The sequence below is a fragment of the Erythrobacter sp. genome (assembly GCF_035194505.1).
Lineage (GTDB): Bacteria > Pseudomonadota > Alphaproteobacteria > Sphingomonadales > Sphingomonadaceae > Erythrobacter.
Map to the genome: position 1 here is coordinate 1,279,819 of NZ_CP136573.1, position 16,219 is coordinate 1,296,037.

16 protein-coding genes are annotated in these 16,219 nt (G+C 66.3%); 13 read left to right on the forward strand and 3 right to left on the reverse strand.

Annotated elements, in window-relative coordinates; all coding sequences use genetic code 11:
- The first annotated feature begins 122 nt into the window (after positions 1-122).
- From bchI to RSE14_RS06420, 4 genes are read left to right on the forward strand one after another with little or no spacing between them, the layout of a single operon-like run.
- The gene (gene bchI / locus RSE14_RS06405; RefSeq protein ID WP_324076413.1) at positions 123-1,124 is read left to right on the forward strand and encodes a magnesium chelatase ATPase subunit I; all 1,002 of its coding nucleotides are present in this window, start codon (positions 123-125) and stop codon (positions 1,122-1,124) included.
- Complete coding sequence (locus tag RSE14_RS06410) at positions 1,121-2,830, forward strand: magnesium chelatase subunit D (RefSeq protein ID WP_324076415.1); 1,710 nt, start codon at positions 1,121-1,123, stop codon at positions 2,828-2,830. Before bchI ends, RSE14_RS06410 begins: the two co-directional genes overlap by 4 nt.
- Positions 2,827-3,699 carry an alpha/beta fold hydrolase BchO gene (gene bchO / locus RSE14_RS06415; RefSeq protein WP_324076417.1) on the forward strand — a complete coding sequence of 291 codons (873 nt, stop codon included), beginning with the start codon at positions 2,827-2,829 and terminating at the stop codon, positions 3,697-3,699. The genes RSE14_RS06410 and bchO overlap by 4 nt, the downstream gene beginning before the upstream one ends.
- Before the next feature lie 9 nt (positions 3,700-3,708).
- A complete protein-coding gene (locus RSE14_RS06420; RefSeq protein WP_324076419.1) occupies positions 3,709-3,876 on the forward strand; it encodes a hypothetical protein in 168 nt (55 codons plus the stop codon).
- 4 nt (positions 3,877-3,880) lie between these two features.
- On the opposite strand, the gene RSE14_RS06425 is transcribed toward RSE14_RS06420, so the two are convergent.
- The 3 genes from RSE14_RS06425 to crtD form a co-directional block, all read right to left on the reverse strand.
- A complete protein-coding gene (locus tag RSE14_RS06425; RefSeq protein ID WP_324076420.1) occupies positions 3,881-4,963 on the reverse strand; it encodes a phytanoyl-CoA dioxygenase family protein in 1,083 nt (360 codons plus the stop codon).
- 64 nt (positions 4,964-5,027) lie between these two features.
- Positions 5,028-5,801 carry a carotenoid 1,2-hydratase family protein gene (locus RSE14_RS06430; protein WP_324076845.1) on the reverse strand — a complete coding sequence of 258 codons (774 nt, stop codon included), beginning with the start codon at positions 5,799-5,801 and terminating at the stop codon, positions 5,028-5,030.
- Positions 5,802-5,866: 65 nt separating this feature from the next.
- On the reverse strand, positions 5,867-7,426 hold the full coding sequence (gene crtD, locus RSE14_RS06435) for a 1-hydroxycarotenoid 3,4-desaturase CrtD (protein WP_324076848.1): 1,560 nt from the start codon (positions 7,424-7,426) through the stop codon (positions 5,867-5,869).
- 98 nt (positions 7,427-7,524) lie between these two features.
- On the opposite strand from crtD, the gene RSE14_RS06440 reads away from it, so the two are divergent.
- The 9 genes from RSE14_RS06440 (at position 7,525) to pufM (ending at position 16,187) form a co-directional block, all read left to right on the forward strand.
- Positions 7,525-8,649 carry a methyltransferase gene (locus RSE14_RS06440; protein WP_324076422.1) on the forward strand — a complete coding sequence of 375 codons (1,125 nt, stop codon included), beginning with the start codon at positions 7,525-7,527 and terminating at the stop codon, positions 8,647-8,649.
- 124 nt (positions 8,650-8,773) lie between these two features.
- Complete coding sequence (bchC, locus tag RSE14_RS06445; RefSeq protein ID WP_324076423.1) at positions 8,774-9,721, forward strand: chlorophyll synthesis pathway protein BchC; 948 nt, start codon at positions 8,774-8,776, stop codon at positions 9,719-9,721.
- Positions 9,721-10,710 carry a chlorophyllide a reductase iron protein subunit X gene (locus RSE14_RS06450; protein ID WP_324076426.1) on the forward strand — a complete coding sequence of 330 codons (990 nt, stop codon included), beginning with the start codon at positions 9,721-9,723 and terminating at the stop codon, positions 10,708-10,710. The genes bchC and RSE14_RS06450 overlap by 1 nt, the downstream gene beginning before the upstream one ends.
- A complete protein-coding gene (gene bchY / locus RSE14_RS06455; RefSeq protein WP_324076428.1) occupies positions 10,707-12,236 on the forward strand; it encodes a chlorophyllide a reductase subunit Y in 1,530 nt (509 codons plus the stop codon). The genes RSE14_RS06450 and bchY overlap by 4 nt, the downstream gene beginning before the upstream one ends.
- Positions 12,233-13,678, forward strand: coding sequence for a chlorophyllide a reductase subunit Z (bchZ, locus tag RSE14_RS06460; RefSeq protein ID WP_324076429.1), 1,446 nt, complete (start codon positions 12,233-12,235; stop codon positions 13,676-13,678). The genes bchY and bchZ overlap by 4 nt, the downstream gene beginning before the upstream one ends.
- A 174-nt stretch (positions 13,679-13,852) precedes the next feature.
- Positions 13,853-13,999, forward strand: a complete 147-nt coding sequence (pufB, locus tag RSE14_RS06465) for a light-harvesting antenna LH1, beta subunit (RefSeq protein WP_324076430.1) — start codon at positions 13,853-13,855, stop codon at positions 13,997-13,999.
- Positions 14,000-14,086: 87 nt separating this feature from the next.
- Positions 14,087-14,278 (forward strand): light-harvesting antenna LH1, alpha subunit, encoded by a 192-nt coding sequence (pufA, locus tag RSE14_RS06470; RefSeq protein WP_324076431.1) that lies wholly within the window; start codon positions 14,087-14,089, stop codon positions 14,276-14,278.
- 98 nt (positions 14,279-14,376) lie between these two features.
- A complete protein-coding gene (gene pufL / locus RSE14_RS06475; protein ID WP_324076433.1) occupies positions 14,377-15,201 on the forward strand; it encodes a photosynthetic reaction center subunit L in 825 nt (274 codons plus the stop codon).
- Between the two features lie 14 nt (positions 15,202-15,215).
- The gene (gene pufM / locus RSE14_RS06480; protein ID WP_324076435.1) at positions 15,216-16,187 is read left to right on the forward strand and encodes a photosynthetic reaction center subunit M; all 972 of its coding nucleotides are present in this window, start codon (positions 15,216-15,218) and stop codon (positions 16,185-16,187) included.
- The last annotated feature ends 32 nt before the right edge of the window (positions 16,188-16,219 follow it).

Sequence of the window (16,219 nt, forward strand, 5' to 3'; positions counted from 1 at the left end):
TCGAGACACCTGCGCGACGCCTCTCGACTGCGCTCGAGGCGAACGGAATTCGGGAATACTGTCTAGCCAGCCTGTCACTTTCCCTTGTCCAAACCTTCTCAAAGGTTCACAAGGCTAGCCACATGGCACGCTTCCCTTTCTCCGCAATCGTCGGTCAGGACGAGATGAAACAGGCGCTGCTGATCGCCGCCGTCGACCCCTCTATCGGCGGGGTGATGGTGTTCGGCGATCGCGGCACAGGCAAAAGCACCGCCGCGCGCGCGCTCGCCAGCCTGCTCCCGCCGATCATGGCCGCAGACGGCTGCCCCTATGGCGCCTCGAAGGAGGATCAGGCTCGCTATCCCGGTGTGGTCGGCACCGGCAAGCTGGTGAAGCGGCCTGTGCCCTTCATCGACATGCCCTTGGGCGCGACCGAGGACCGGGTGATCGGCAGCCTCGACCTGGAACGCGCGCTGCGCTCGGGCGAGAAGGCGTTTGAACCCGGCCTGCTCGCAAAGGCCCATCGCGGCTTCCTCTATATCGACGAGATCAACCTGCTCGAGGATCACCTCGTCGATCTGCTGCTCGATGTGGCCGCCTCGGGCGAGAATGTGGTCGAGCGCGAGGGGCTTTCGGTGCGCCACCCGGCCAAATTCGTGCTGATCGGCAGCGGCAATCCCGAAGAGGGCGAATTGCGCCCGCAATTGCTCGATCGCTTTGGCCTTTCGGTCGAAGTGCGCAGCCCCAAGGATATCGAAGTCCGCATCGAAATCATGCGCCTGGTCGCAGCGAACGAGGCTGACCCGGAAGCTTTCGCCGCCCGCTTTGCCGAGGCCGACGCAGCGATCCTCAAGCAAGTGGCCAAGGGCAAGGCCCGGCTTGCCAAGCTGGAGGCGGGCGAGGAGGTGCTGCGCGATGCCGCCAATCTGTGCCTTACGGTGGGCGCGGACGGCCTGCGCGGCGAGCTCACTTTGATGCGCGCTGCCCGCGCTCTGGCGGCGCTGGAGGGGGCCAAGAAAGTGTCCCGCAAGCATCTGGTGGCCATCGCGCCCTCGGCCCTGCGCCACCGGCTGCGGCGCGATGTGCTCGATGAAACCGGCTCCACCGCGCGCATCACCCGGGCGATTGCCGAGCTGTTCGGATGACCACGCCCGGCGCTCTGCCGGACGATCCGCTGGAGCCTGCCCTGCTGGCGGCGCGGCTGTTTTGCCTCGCCCCGCGCCTGTTTCGCGGGATGGTGCTGCGCGGCGCTGGTCCTGCGCGCGAGGCGCTGGTGGCGGCGCTGGGCGAGAATATCGCGCTGCGGCGCATCCCCGGCCATGTCGATGACGAGCGCCTGCTTGGCGGGATCGATCTCGCCGCGAGCCTCGCTGCCGGTGCGCCGGTGCGCCAGCGCGGGCTGATCGAGGAAGCGGCAGGCGGCGCATTGCTGGCTGGCATGGCCGAACGGATGGATACAGGCGTCGCCGGTCGGCTGGCGCAGGCATTGGACGAGGATGCCGCCGCGCTGGTGCTGCTCGACGATGCCACCGAGCCGGACGAAGCCCCGCCCGCAAGCCTCACCGAGCGCCTAGCCTTCGCCTGTGATCTGGCCCAATCGCGGCGCTGGCAGGGGGTGGACCTCACGCCCGCCGCCGGACGCCTCGCCGATGTCGCGCCTTTGGATAGGCAGGCCCTCAAGGCGCTGGCCGCCACCGCCGAAATGCTGGGCGTGGAGAGCCTTCGCGCACTGATCTTTGCCGGAGAGGCCGCACGGGGGCTGGCCGCGCTGGAGGGGCGCAGCGCCGCGTCCGAGGCCGATCTGGCCGGTGCGGTCGGCCTTGTCCTCGCCCCGCGTGCCACCCGTCTGCCCCCGCAGGAGGAGCCGCAAGAGCCACCCGAAGACCAGCCGCCCCCGCCCCCCGATGGCGAGCGCGACAATCCATCCGATAGCGAGCAGCAACAGCAGGAGCCCGATCTTTCCGAGATTCTGGTCGAGGCGGCCAAGGCGTCGATCCCGGCGGACCTGCTGGCTAGCCTAGCACAGGGCAAGGCGCCGCGCCGCGCCGGATCGAGCGGCACCGGCCAGAAGCGCAAGGCAGCGACCCGCGGCAAGCCCTTGGGTGCGCGCCCCGGAATGCCGCGCGGCGGGGCGAAGCTGGCGCTGATCGACAGCCTTCGCGCGGCTGTGCCGTGGCAGGCGGTGCGCCGCCGCGAAAACGGCGCAGACCCTTCCTCTCCCATCATCATGCGCAAGGAAGACCTGCGCATCCGCCGCTTCGAGGAGCGCAGCGCGAGGGTCACGATCTTTGCGGTCGATGCCTCGGGGTCGGCAGCAGCAGCGCGGCTGGCCGAGGCCAAGGGCGCGGTCGAGCTGATGCTGGCGCAGGCCTATGTCACCCGCTCGGAAGTCGCGCTGATCGCGTTCCGGGGCGAGCAGGCCGAGCTGCTGCTGCCCCCGACCCGCTCGCTGACACGCGCCCGCCGCAGCCTTGCCGAACTGCCCGGCGGCGGGGGGACGCCGCTTGCGATGGGCCTCCATCTGGCGCGCGAAGTGGCCGAGGCCGTGATCGCGCGCGGCCGCAGCGCGGCGCTGGTGATCCTCACCGACGGGCGCGCCAATATCGCTGCCGACGGTTCGCCCGGCCGCCCGCAGGCGATGAGCGACGCCGAGACCGCCGCCAAGGCGATTGCCGCGCGCGGGATCGATGCGCTGGTGGTCGATATCTCCGCCCGCCCCGGCCCCGAAGGCGCCAGCCTCGCCAGCGCGCTGGACGGCCGCTTCCTCGCCCTGCCCCGCGCTGACGCAAAGATGCTGCAAGCCGCGATCAATGCCGCGCAGGGTGCGCCCACCCGTTCCAGCGCGGCATGAGCCGCCTCGACTGGAACCGCGAGGGCCTGATCTGGCCGCACCGCGATGCCAGCACCTTCATCGAAGTCGGCAAGGCCCGTTGGCATGTGCAGCGCATGGGAGCCGGACCGCCCCTCCTGCTGCTCCACGGCACTGGCGCCTCGGTCCATTCATGGCGCGGGCTGATGCCGCTGCTGGCGCAGAATTACACCGTGATCGCGCCCGATCTGCCGCGCCATGCCTTCACGCAAGGCCATGACGCCTATGCCATGAGCCTGCCCGCCATGGCGCGCGAAGTCTCTGCCCTGCTGGACGCGCTGGAGGTGGAGCCTGCCGCGATCATCGGCCATTCGGCAGGCGCTGCGGTGGCGCTGCAACTGGCGCTCGATCACGCCTATGCCGGGCCGATTGTCGGGCTGAACGCCGCGCTGCGCCCCTTCCCCGGCGCGCTGGCGCAGATCTTCCCTGCGGTCGCCAAAACGCTTTTCGCCAACCCGCTGGTGCCGCGCATTTTCACCGGCAGCATCGACCTTGTCGGCGGGGCCGAGCGGTTCCTGTGGCGCTCCACCCATTCGCGGATCGAGGCCGGGGGTCTCGCCTGCTATCGCACATTGCTGAAGCACCCCGGCCATGCCGGCGGCGCGCTGGCGATGATGGCGAACTGGGACCTGCCCACCTTGCGCACCCGCATGGGCGAGGTCGCCAATCCGGTGCTGCTGCTGCACGGCGGCAATGATCCCGCCATCCCGCCCGAATGGGCGCGCGATGCGCAGGGCTGGCTCCCAAATGCGCGGCTGGAACTTCTCCCCGGTCTCGGCCATTTGGCGCATGAGGAAGACCCCGATAAGGCCGCCGCGCTGATCGCGGGGTTTCTGGCGGGCACAAGCTAGGAGAGCACCATGGAAGGCGGCAATTTCGGCTGGATCGAGCTGGTGCTGTTCTATGGCGGGGCCATCGGTTTCGGGGTGTGGCAGTTCGTCTCGATGGACCGCAAGCTCAAGAAAACCCGCGCCGAACGCGAAGCGCGCGAAGCGGCGGAGAAGGATGCGCCCCCGCCTGCCGCTTAGGCGATTATTCCGCCGCCTCGCGCTCGCCGGGGGCCTCCACCGCCAGCGCAGGATAGGCCAGCAGATCGCCAAAGCTCAGCGGTTCGGCCACCAGGCTCGGATGCGGGGAATAGCCGTCGTGCCAGTATTTGCGCTCGATCATGTCGCGCGCGATGCTCATCCCGAAGAACCGCCGCGGCTGGCGCGAGCGGTTGTCAGGCCCGGCATGCAGCAGATCGCTGCGATAGAGGATCACCGTCCCCTTGCGCGGGGCGACCTGCACCAGCGAAAACAGCTGATCGAGCCGCGCACCCTCGCGCCAGAGCTTCCACAGCGTGCGCAGCCCAAGGTGGCGCAGGCTGAACTGCGCGTTCTTGCCGAGCAGGAAGCGCAGGATATTGGGCTGGTGCTGGTCCCAATGGGTCGAGAACACCCGGTCGCGGAATTCGCCGGGGGCGAGCGGCGCTTCGGCCGATCCGCGCATCGCCCTGAGCTTGGCGAGATTGTGCCAGAAGATGCGCGCATTGGCGCGGGTGCGAAACAGCTCCATCAAACCGTTGGCCGCCCCGCCATGGGTGTTGGCAGAGCCGCCATACATATGCGTCCCCGGCGCAAACACCGTGCCGCCCTGCTGATCCGAGACATCCTCGACCGCGGCAAACATGCTGATCACGCCTGCCGGATCGCGGTGGATATACTGGTGGGACGAGCCGAGGTAGGAGGTGAAGGTCGCCACTTCGAGCACCGGGCGCGTCTTGCCGCAGAACTCCCCGATCACCCCTTCGAGCCGCTGGGCGAGGGTCGCGGCAAAGCGCTTGACCGCAGGGCTTGAGGGCAGCGAGCAGAAATCGCGGCGGCGATAGAGATTGTCGGTCTCGCTGGCGAAGGCGCTGTGGCTGCGGTCGGGATCGGCGATGGTCGCCTGCATGAAGGCGAGCGCGGTGTCGGCTTCGGCATGGGACAGGCAATCGGTGAGCACCACCAGGCCATAGCGGTCCATCATGGCCAGCGCCTCGGCCACGCACCCTTGCGTCAACCGGCCCGACGCATCGCACTGCGCCAGAACCTCAAAGGCCGATTTGTCGTTGGAAACTCTGAGTTCTGCCATATGCGCCTGCCCTGTTACAGGCGCCTATGACACAGAACCCTAAGCCCTTGGTTAATCGGCGCGCTCAGGCTTTCCTTCTGGGCATCCGGTAGGGCAGCATGTATTGCACCAGCCGCGAGGAGAAGCGCCGCATGTCGAGGCTTTCCTGCACCGCCGTCACCTCCTCGCCGAGAAAGCGCGAAGCCAGTTCGCTGCGGGCGTAGAAGGGCGTGTCCTCCCAGGTCCGGCGCACTTCGGCGACGCCGATGTCGGAGCGGGTGCGGCGGTTGATGCCCCACTTGCTGTCAGGCAAGCCCGCGATCGGCGGCAGGTCGACCGGCTCGGGCACGCCGTCCGCGCCGAAGCGCAGGGCGCTGGCAAACAGCGATCCGTCGCCGCGCTCGCCCTCGTAGCACACCAGCGCCCCGTCCTTGAGATGCGCGCGCGACCAGTGCCAGGTGTTGAAGCCCGTCTCCAGCGGCTCGGCCCCGCGATTGTGATCGAGATAGGCCTTGCCGCTCCAGCTGAGGCCGGGGGACTGCATTTCCACCTCGATCCGCGCGCAGGGCGCAAGGCAGTGCCAGATGTGGCTTTCCTTGGGATCAAGCGCGAAGGCGGCGCGGTTCAGCGCCTCGGGATAGACCCGCACGCGCCCGGTGACCTTGCGCTGCCACGGGACGAACAGGCGCGTGTCGCCTTCGTGAATGTCGATGGTGAGCGCCTCGCCGTCCCATGTCACCGCGCTTGGCCCGATCACGAGGTTGCTGGCATCGCGCTCCACCGCACCGCGCCCGCGCTCGGTCATCGCCCAGCGCGCCTGCGGACCGTAGAGCGCGACATTGAGCGAGACATGGTTCAAGGGATCGCCACGCCCCGAACGCTTGTAATAGGGGGAAAAGACGCTCCCCAGAAAGGCGATGATCGTCAGCCCGTGCTGCCCGTCGTCGGAGATGGCATCGACATACCACCAGGAATAGCCGCCCGCGGGGATGTCTTCATCGAAGCGAGGTCCTTCGCGATCACACGTGCGGCCAGCTGCCCGGACAAGGCTGCCATGGGCACCCCAGCTGCCGGGTGCGTCGCCCCGCCCGTGCAATAGAGCCCCGGCAGGCGCGTCTTGGGCCCTTGCCTCTGGAAAGAGGCCGCCCAGCCGTGCGACGCCCTGCCATAAAGAGCGCCGCCCGTGGCCGGGAACAGCGCCTCCCAGTCCTGCGGGGTCATAAGCTGGTGCGCCAGCGGTTCCTCCAATTCGAGGCCGCAGCGCCTGAGCGTCGCCATCATGGTTCGGGTGCATCGCTCTCTCTCCTCGGGGGTGTATTGGTGGGTGTCGCCATTGGCGGGCGCATTGACGATGATCTGGAGCCGCTCGCTCGTGCCGGATGCAGGCGCGCTGCCATCGGCTCCGCGATCGATCGCGCAGACATAGACGGTGGGATCGGACGGGGTCTGGCCGGCCGCGATCTCGCGGAATTCGCGCGCGTAATCGGGCGAGAAGAAGACGTTGTGGTGGCTGAGCTCGAAGCCGCTGGTCCTAGTATGGGCATACCAGACGAGCGCGGAGAGCGAGCGTTTGGCCGGCGGGATCGCGGGGACGGAGCGCGCCGCGTCTGCGCCGAAGCGTCCGGTGGCAAGCGCGGACGGATCACCATTGCAGATCACGATATCGGCTGCGATCACCTCGCCATTGGCAAGCCGCACGCCGCTCGCCCGGCCTCCCTTGGTGAGCACGTCGGTGACGGCCGTATTGGTGCGCAGGCGAGCGCCCTGCTGTCCGGCGAGAGTCGCGAGCGCCTTGGCCAGCGCATGGATACCGCCTTCGATCAGCCACACCCCGCGCGCCTCGACATGCGCGATCAGCATCAGGGTGGCGGGCGCGCTGAAGGGGGAGGAGCCGCAATAGGTGGCATAGCGGCCGAACAATTGCCGCAGCCGCTGGTCCTTGAAGTGTGCCCCGAGCGCGTTCCACATCCCGTCGAAGGGGCGCATCGCCAGCATGTCGCCCAGCTTCCACGGGCCGATCCGCCACATCATCGGCAGCGGGGTGGAGGCCTTGTCGCCGCGCAGGAAGGGGGCTTCGAGCACTTCGAAGATGCGCTGCGCCTCTTCGGTGAAATTGCGGTATCCGCGCGCGGTATCCGCGCCTGCGAAAGCTTCGACCGAGGCGATGCTGGCTTCGCGGTCGGCAAACAGATCGAGGTGGCCGCTATCGTCCCACGCATGGCGGGCGATGACATCGGCCTTGCGGGTGGTGACATGATCGTCGAGCCGCGCACCGCAGGCTGCAAAGACCTCGTCGAAGACTGCGCGATAGGTGAAGACCGTCGGCCCGCCGTCGATTTCGGCGCCATCGACAGCCACGCGCCGCGCCTTGCCGCCGACCCATGCCTCTTTCTCGAGGACGTGGACCTCGTGCCCCGCAGCCGCAAGCAGCGCGGCGCTGGTCAGCCCGCCGATACCGGCACCGATGACGGCGACTCGCGCGATAGTTGCCTCCTCCCAGCTCCGATCCCGCCGATTATCATTGACCTTACAGTCTCACATGTCCAATTAATTAGACATATGGCGCATGAAACACCCTGTCCGTGACCGATTGGACCACCATCAGGATCGGCTGGATCAGCCGCCGCAACCGGGTTTTCGCCAATCCCCGCTTCCAGCACTGGGCAGCGCGCCTGCCGATCATCCGCTGGATCGCGAGGAGCCGCGCCGATGCAGCCTTCGATCTGCTGGCGGGCTTTGCCTACTCGCAGGTGCTGCGCGCCTATGTCGAAAGCGGGCTGTTCGACATTCTGAAAGACGGGCCGATAGGCGCAGCCGAGGTCGCCCGCCGCATGGGGATGAGCGAGGCGGCCGGCCTCACCCTGCTACGCGCGGGCCGGGCGCTGATGCTGTCGGAGGAAGCCGGGCCTGACCTGTGGATGCTGGGCGAACAGGGCGCGGTCTTCGCTGCCAATGCCGGGGTGCAGGCCATGGTCCGCCACCACCGCCTGCTCTACGCCGATCTCGCCGATCCGCTCGCACTGCTGAAGGCTGACCGGCGCGAGCCGACCGGCCTTTCGCGCTTCTGGACCTATGCCGGCGCACTGCAAGGCACCACCGAGCGCGGCGAGGATACGGCGGAATATTCCGAGCTGATGGCCGCCTCGCAGCACTTCGTTGCCGACGAGGTGCTGGCAAGCGTGCCTTTCCGCGATGTGCGCCGCCTGCTCGATGTCGGCGGCGGGCATGGTGCCTTCCTGAAAGCGATCGGCGCGGCCTGGCCGCATCTCGAACTCGGCCTGTTCGATCTGCCCGAAGTCGCCGCGCAAGGCGGCGCGGTGCTCGCGGAAAGCTTCGGCGCGGCGCGGGTCTCTGCCCATCCCGGCAATTTCTTCGAGGATGCCGTGCCGCAAGGCTACGACATGGTCTCGCTCATCCGCATCCTCCACGATCACGATGATGCGCCGGCGCAGAGCCTGCTCGCCAATATCCGCGCCAGCCTTGCCCCCGGCGCGCGCCTGCTGATCGCCGAGCCGATGGCGCGGATTCACGGGGCGGAACCGATGGGGGAGGCCTTCTTCGGGCTCTACCTGTGGGCGATGGGATCAGGACGGGCGCGCAGCCCGGAAGAAATCATCGCCATGCTGCGCGCGGCAGGCTTTGCCAGCGCTCGGCTCGTCGCAACTGCGCAACCTGTCAACGCAAGCGTGATAATCGCACAGGCCTGAGGGAAATTTGTCCATAAAATTTGACAGTCCTACACGTAAGGCGTAGCTAACACTCGGGAGAACCTAGCTGCGGAGCATTCGACTCGGGCCCAAAGCCCTGAATTCTCCGGAGGAGACCGACAAAATGGACACGCTGGCAGTCATTCTTGAAGCACCGGAGCGCCTTGCGCTGCGGGCGCTGGGGATGAAGCCTGTCGAGGCGTCCGATGTCGTCGTCGAAATCACCTTCAGCGGCATCAGCACCGGCACCGAAAAGCTGCTCTGGACGGGGCGCATGCCGCCCTTCCCCGGCCTCGGCTATCCGCTGGTTCCCGGTTACGAATCCGTCGGCCGCATCGTCGACGCCGGCCACGAGGCACTCGGACGGGTGGGCGATTGGGTGTTTGTGCCCGGCGCCAATTGCTACACCGATGCGCGCGGCCTGTTCGGCGGCACCGCCAAGCGCGTGATCGTGCCTTCGGCCCGCGCCCTGCCGATCCCCGAACATCTGGGCGATGCCGGCGTGCTCTGCGCGCTTACCGCCACCGCGCTCCACGCGATCAAGGGCGGGTTCCATCACCGCGACGCCCTGCCCGATCTCATCATCGGCCACGGCGTGCTGGGCCGTCTGCTCGCCCGCCTCACCGTGGCGCTGGGTGGAAAGCCGCCCACGGTGTGGGAAACCAATCCTGCCCGCCGTGCAGGCGCGGAAGGCTATACCGTGCTCGATCCGGCGGATGATGACCGCCGCGATTATCACGCAATCTACGATGCCAGCGGCGATGCTTCGCTCATCGACAGTCTGGTGATGCGCCTTGCCAAGGGCGGGGAGATTGTCCTTGCCGGCTTCTATTCCGAACGTGTCAGCTTCGCCTTCCCGGCAGCCTTCATGAAGGAAGCCCATTTCCGCGTGGCCGCCGAATGGCAGCCCGGCGATCTCGCCGAAACCCGCGCGCTGATCGAATGTGGTCGGCTCGATCTCAAAGGCCTTGTCACCAATCGCCGTCCGGCGAGCCAGGTGGACGCGGCCTACCCGCAGGCATTCACAGATCCTGATTGTCTCAAGATGGTTCTCGATTGGAGCGACTGCTGATGTCCGTGCTTGAAACCCAGTCTGCCGCGCTGCGCGATGAAGCGAACCACGAGCCCGATCCGGTCCACACCGGCGAGGTGACCAAGGAAACGCAGATCATCGCGATCTACGGCAAGGGCGGAAGCGGCAAGAGCTTCGCGCTCGCCAACCTGTCCTACATGATGGCCCAGCAGGGCAAGCGCGTGCTGCTGATCGGCTGCGACCCCAAGAGCGACACCACCAGCCTCCTGTTCGGCGGCAAGGCCACGCCTTCGATCATCGAAACCTCTTCCCGCAAGAAGCTGGCGGGCGAGGAAGTGCGCATCGAGGATGTGTGCTTCCAGCGTGACGGCGTCTTCGCGATGGAGCTGGGCGGGCCGGAAGTCGGTCGCGGCTGCGGCGGTCGCGGCATCATCCACGGCTTCGAGACACTTGAGAAGCTCGGCTTCCACGACTGGGGCTTTGACTACGTGCTGCTCGATTTCCTCGGTGACGTCGTGTGCGGCGGCTTCGGCCTGCCGATTGCCCGCGACATGTGCCAGAAGGTGATCGTGGTCGGCTCGAACGATCTGCAATCGCTCTACGTGGCGAACAACGTATGCCAGGCGGTCGAATATTTCCGCAAGATGGGCGGCAATGTCGGCGTCGCGGGCATGATCGTGAACAAGGATGATGGCACGGGCGAGGCCAAGGCCTTTGCCGAAGCCGTCGGCATTCCGGTGCTCACCGCGATCCCCGCCAACGAGGATATCCGCCGCAAGAGCGCCAATTACCAGATCATCGGCCATCCCGGCGGCGAATGGGCGAGCCTGTTTGAAGAGCTGGCGATCAATGTCGCCGAAGCCCCGCCGCTGCGCCCCACCCCGCTCGATCAGGACGGCCTGCTCGGCCTGTTCAGCGCGGACGTGGTTGGCGGCAATGTCGAACTGGTGCCCGCCACACAGGCGGACATGCGTGGCGGCGTGTTCGAAACCCGCCCGAGCCTCGAAGTGGTCTACGACGAGGCATGAGCGAGCACCCCGCCTTCGAGCCCACGCGCGCGCCTGACCGGATCGAGCTCGATTCCGCGACTGCAGGCGGCTGCGCATCTAAGGACACGATGGCCGAGGCCGCCCGCGCGGCCGGCAAGAGCGACATCCTTGATCAATATGCGGCCGATTATCCGGTCGGCCCGCATGACCAACCCCAATCCATGTGTCCCGCGTTCGGGTCACTCCGGGTGGGCCTGAGAATGCGGCGCACTGCGACCGTGCTCTCGGGCTCGGCCTGCTGCGTCTATGGCCTCACCTTCACCTCGCATTTCTACGGCGCGCGGCGGACGGTGGGCTATGTGCCCTTCTCCTCGGAAACGCTGGTGACGGGCAAGCTGTTCGAGGACATCAAGGAAGCGGTCGAGAACCTCGCTGATCCCGCGCTCTATGATGCGATCGTCGTCACCAACCTGTGCGTGCCGACCGCGAGCGGCGTGCCGCTGCGGCTCTTGAAGAAAGAGATCAACGGCGTGCGCATCGTCGGCATCGACGTGCCCGGCTTCGGCATCCCGACCCATGCCGAGGCGAAGGACGTGCTGGCGGGCGCGATGCTCAATTACGCCCGCGAGGAAGTGAAGGCCGGCCCCGTCGCCGCCCCGCGCGAACGCTCGGACCGGCCGACTGTCACTCTGCTGGGCGAGATGTTCCCGGCCGATCCGGTCGTCATCGGCCAGATGCTTGCGCCGCTCGGCCTTGCTGCCGGCCCCGTGGTGCCGACCCGCGAATGGCGCGAGCTTTATGCGGCGCTCGATTGCGCCGTCGTCGCCGCGATCCACCCCTTCTACACCGCCAGCATCCGCGAATTCGAAGCCGCAGGGCGCCCGATCGTGGGCTCCGCTCCGGTCGGCGCGGATGGCACGGCGGCCTGGCTGCAATCGCTGGGTGATACGCTCGGCCTGCCGCAGGCGCAGGTTGACGGCGTCAAGAACACCATGATCGCCGCCTGCAAGGGCGCGCTCGCAAATATGCCGATCAAGGGCCGCATCACGGTCTCGGGCTATGAAGGTTCCGAGCTGCTGGTCGCCCGTCTGCTGGTCGAAAGCGGCGCGGACGTGCGCTATGTCGGCTCGGCCTGCCCCAAGACCAAATGGTCGGACGCGGACCGCGAATGGCTCGAAGCGCGCGGTGTGGAGGTGAACTTCCGCGCCAGCCTCGAACAGGACATCGCTGCGGTGGAGGAATATCGCCCCGATCTCGCCATCGGCACGACGCCGGTGGTCCAGCACGCCAAATCGAAGGCGATCCCCTCGCTCTATTTCACCAACCTCATCTCGGCCCGCCCGCTGATGGGCCCGGCGGGCGCAGGCAGCCTTGCCACCGTGATCAACGCCGCGATGGCGAACAAGACCCGCTTCGATGCGATGCGCGACTTCTTCGAAGGCGTCGGCACCGAACATGCCGCCGGCGTGTGGGAAGACCTCCCCGTCGACCGGCCCAAGTTCCGCAAGAAATATGCGGCCCTCAACGAAGCGGCGCGCAAGGCGTCCGAGGCGGTGGGCACATGACCCTCATCCTCGATCATGATCGGGCCGGCGGCTACTGGGGCGCCACTTACGTCTTCACCGCGGTGAAGGGCTTGCAGGTGATCATCGACGGCCCCGTCGGCTGCGAGAACCTGCCCGTCACGTCCGTCCTGCACTACACCGACGCCCTGCCCCCGCATGAACTCCCCATCGTCGTCACCGGCCTTGGCGAGGAAGAGCTCGGCAAGACCGGCACCGAAGGCGCGATGAAGCGCGCGTGGCAGGCGCTGGATACAGAGCTTCCCGCCGTGGTAGTCACCGGCTCGATCGCCGAGATGATCGGCGGCGGCGTCACGCCCGAAGGCACCAATATCAAGCGCTTCCTGCCGCGCACCATCGACGAGGACCAGTGGCAGTCGGCCGACCGCGCGCTGACCTGGCTGTGGACCGAATTCGGCCCCAAGAAGATGCCCGAAAAGCGCGTCCGCAAGGATGGCGAAAAGCCGCGCGTCAACATCATCGGCCCGGCCTATGGCATGTTCAACATGCCCTCCGATCTCGCCGAGATCCGCCGCCTTGTCGAAGGCATCGGCGCGGAAGTCGGCATGGTCTTCCCGCTCGGCAGCCACCTGGCCGACATCCGCGATCTCGCCACCAGCGACGCCAATGTCTGCATGTACCGCGAATATGGCCGCAACCTGTGCGAGACGCTGGAGCGGCCCTATTTCCAGGCCCCCGTGGGCCTCACCCAGACCACCAAGTTCCTGCGCGCGCTTGGCGCCGAACTCGGCCTCGATCCCGAGCCCTTCATCGAGCGCGAGAAGCACACCACCATCAAGCCCCTGTGGGACCTGTGGCGTTCCGTGACGCAGGATTTCTTCGGCACGGCGAGCTTCGGCATCGTCGCCAACGAAACCTATGCGCGCGGCATCCGCCACTTCCTCGAAGACGACATGGGCCTGCCCTGCAACTTCGCCTTCTCGCGCTGTGCGGGCGTCAAGCCGGTGAACGACGAGGTGCGCGCCGCGATCCACGCCAATCCGCCGCTGGTGATGTTCGGCAGCTATAACGAGCGGATGTACATGGCCGAGGCCGGTGCGCGCGGCATGTATATCCCCGCCAGCTTCCCCGGCGCGGCCATCCGCCGCCACACCGGCACGCCCTTCATGGGCTATTCGGGCGCGACCTATCTGGTGCAGGAAGTGTGCAATGCGCTGTTCGATGCGCTGTTCCACATCCTGCCGCTGGGCACCGAGATGGACAAGGTCGATCCGACCCCGGCGCGGTCTCTGGCCGAGTTGACTTGGGACAATGACGCCAAGGCGCGGCTCGACCAGCTTGTCGAAGCCCAGCCGGTGCTGATCCGCATTTCCGCCGCCAAGCGCCTGCGCGATGCGGCCGAGCGGACCGCGCGTGCGCGCGGCGAGACCACAGTTACAGCAGACTGCCTTGCGGAAGCTCTGCTGGAAGGCGCGGGAGCATGATGATGATGCTCTCCCGCCCCACCCCTTTGTCGCTGCTGCGGATCATGTCCGCATCAGCACAAGCCCATGCCCCCAACCAAAAAGGGGCTCTCCAATCCACGTGGGGGATCACGCGGGGATGCCGACGGGGGCCATTTGGCTCTCAATCACACCCAACTGAACGGAGACAACCCGATGAACGAACGTATCGGAACTCACCTGACGCCTGAAGAGGCACAGGAAATCCACAAGGGCTTCATGGGGACCTTCACCATCTACGTGGTGATCGCCCTTATCGCTCACGCGCTGGTCTGGGCCGACAAGCCCTGGCTGCCGATCTGATAGCATCGGACAGCCCCTTGTCAGGGGGCAACCCTGTGGCAACCGTCTGAAACGCTGCTTTTTTTCACTTTCTCAAAGGAATTCCCCATGTGGAGACTTTGGTACTATTTTGACGTCCGTCGCACCCTCGTGGCGCTTCACGTTGGTCTCGCCGTTCTGGCGTTCACCATCCACTTCCTGCTGCTCAGCACGGAACGGTACAACTGGCTCGAAGACGCCAGTGCTGCTCCGGCCGCAGCAGCTGCTGCTCCGGCTGCGTCTGCTCCGGCAGCCACCTGACAGCAGGCTAAATGTGAGGGGGCAGGTTCGCCTGCCTGCCTCCTAACACTTTTTGGCAAACCTATAGCACCCGCCCTTGTGGCGGGGAGGATGGACCTATGGCGCTCCTTAGTTTCGAGCGGAAATACCGCACACGCGGTGGCACATTGATCGGCGGCGACCTTTTCGACTTCTGGGTCGGGCCGTTTTATGTCGGATTCTTCGGAGTGACGACGGCAATCAGCGCTCTTATGGGCACAATGCTGATCTTCGCCGCAGCCACGCAGGGTCCGACCCTCAATCCCTGGCTGATCTCCATCAACCCGCCACCGGTTGAAATGGGACTGGCCTTCGCTCCGCTAAAGCAGGGCGGATACTGGCAGGTCATCACCGCATGTGCGGTGGTCGCGTTCGTTTCGTGGGTGCTGCGTCAGGCAGAAGTCTCGCGCAAGCTGGGCATGAGCTACCACGTCCCGATCGCCTTCAGCGTCGCTGTGCTGGCCTACGTCACCCTCAATGTCATCCGTCCGCTGTTGATGGGCGCATGGGGCAACGGCTTCCCTTACGGGATCTGGACCCACCTCGAGTGGGTTTCGGGCGTCGGCTACGCCTTCGGCAACTTCCACTACAACCCCGTGCACATGCTCGCGATCACGTTCTTCTTCACGAACTGCCTCGCGCTCGCACTGCATGGCGGCCTGGTGCTGTCGGCGGTCAATCCGACCGGCGGAACCGACGTCAAGTCGCCCGAATATGAAGATACCTATTTCCGGGACTTCATCGGCTACTCGGTCGGCACGCTGGGCATTCACCGGGTGGGCCTGTTCCTCGCGCTCAATGCAGCGTTCTGGAGCGCCTGCTGTATCGTCATTTCCGGCACTCTATATGTCGGCAGCTGGATCGAATTCTGGGACTTCTGGAAGAAGATTCCGATCTGGTCGTAAGGAGCACCTGAACCATGGCGACGTATCAAAACATCTTCACCCAGGTCCAGGTGCAAGGACCGCCCGAAATGGGCGTTCCGCACCTCGACGGGAGCGAAGGCCGGATCAATCTGACCGGACATAGCTACTGGCTGGGCAAGCTCGGACAGGCCCAGCTCGGGCCGGTCTATCTCGGCCTGCTGGGCACGATCTCGCTGGCCTTCGGGGCAGTGGCGATCATGATCATCGGCCTCAACATGGCTGCCAGCGTCAACTGGAGCCCGATCGCATTCATGCGCGAGTTCTTCTGGCTCACGCTGGATCCGCCGGGGCCGGAATATGGCTTCAGCCCGATCGTTCCGCTGGCCAAGGGCGGCTGGTTCATCCTGACCGGCGCGTTCCTCACCATCTCGGTGCTGTGCTGGTGGGTGCGCACCTACATGCGGGCCAAGGCGCTGGGCATGGGGATGCACATTCCCTGGGCCTTTGCCTCGGCGATCTGGCTGTTCCTGGTGCTGGGCTTCATCCGCCCGATGCTGCTGGGCAGCTGGTCGGAAGCCGTGCCCTACGGCATCTTCAGCCACCTCGACTGGACGAACAATTTCTCGCTGCGTTACGGGAACCTGTTCTACAACCCCTTCCACGCGCTTTCGATCGTGTTCCTCTACGGGTCTGCGGTTCTCTTCGCGATGCACGGGGCGACCATCCTTGCCCTGGGCCGCTACGGCGGTGAGCGCGAGATCGAGCAGATCACCGATCGCGGGACGGCAGCCGAACGCGGCGCGCTGTTCTGGCGCTGGGTGATGGGCTTCAATGCCACGTTTGAATCGATCCACCGCTGGGCCTGGTGGTTTGCGGTGCTGACCACGCTGACCGGCGGGATCGGCATCCTGCTCACCGGCACGGCAGTCGATAACTGGTATCTGTGGGCTCAGGAGCACTACTACGCTCCGACCACCGAAAACTACGATCCGAGCGGCGCGATCACCGCGACCAGCCCGAATTAATCTCCGGCGCGCCTCGCCAGGCCTTTAGGGGT

What these genes read in the sequence shown, in the direction of transcription:
- pufM (WP_324076435.1), top strand. Translation starts at nt 15,216, where the DNA reads ATGGCGACGTATCAAAACATCTTCACCCAGGTCCAGGTGCAAGGACCG.
- pufB (WP_324076430.1), top strand. Translation starts at nt 13,853, where the DNA reads ATGAACGAACGTATCGGAACTCACCTGACGCCTGAAGAGGCACAGGAA.
- bchY (WP_324076428.1), top strand. Translation starts at nt 10,707, where the DNA reads ATGAGCGAGCACCCCGCCTTCGAGCCCACGCGCGCGCCTGACCGGATC.
- bchC (WP_324076423.1), top strand. Translation starts at nt 8,774, where the DNA reads ATGGACACGCTGGCAGTCATTCTTGAAGCACCGGAGCGCCTTGCGCTG.
- RSE14_RS06410 (WP_324076415.1), top strand. Translation starts at nt 1,121, where the DNA reads ATGACCACGCCCGGCGCTCTGCCGGACGATCCGCTGGAGCCTGCCCTG.
- pufL (WP_324076433.1), top strand. Translation starts at nt 14,377, where the DNA reads ATGGCGCTCCTTAGTTTCGAGCGGAAATACCGCACACGCGGTGGCACA.
- pufA (WP_324076431.1), top strand. Translation starts at nt 14,087, where the DNA reads ATGTGGAGACTTTGGTACTATTTTGACGTCCGTCGCACCCTCGTGGCG.
- bchZ (WP_324076429.1), top strand. Translation starts at nt 12,233, where the DNA reads ATGACCCTCATCCTCGATCATGATCGGGCCGGCGGCTACTGGGGCGCC.
- RSE14_RS06450 (WP_324076426.1), top strand. Translation starts at nt 9,721, where the DNA reads ATGTCCGTGCTTGAAACCCAGTCTGCCGCGCTGCGCGATGAAGCGAAC.
- bchO (WP_324076417.1), top strand. Translation starts at nt 2,827, where the DNA reads ATGAGCCGCCTCGACTGGAACCGCGAGGGCCTGATCTGGCCGCACCGC.
- RSE14_RS06420 (WP_324076419.1), top strand. Translation starts at nt 3,709, where the DNA reads ATGGAAGGCGGCAATTTCGGCTGGATCGAGCTGGTGCTGTTCTATGGC.
- RSE14_RS06425 (WP_324076420.1), bottom strand. Translation starts at nt 4,963, where the DNA reads ATGGCAGAACTCAGAGTTTCCAACGACAAATCGGCCTTTGAGGTTCTG.
- bchI (WP_324076413.1), top strand. Translation starts at nt 123, where the DNA reads ATGGCACGCTTCCCTTTCTCCGCAATCGTCGGTCAGGACGAGATGAAA.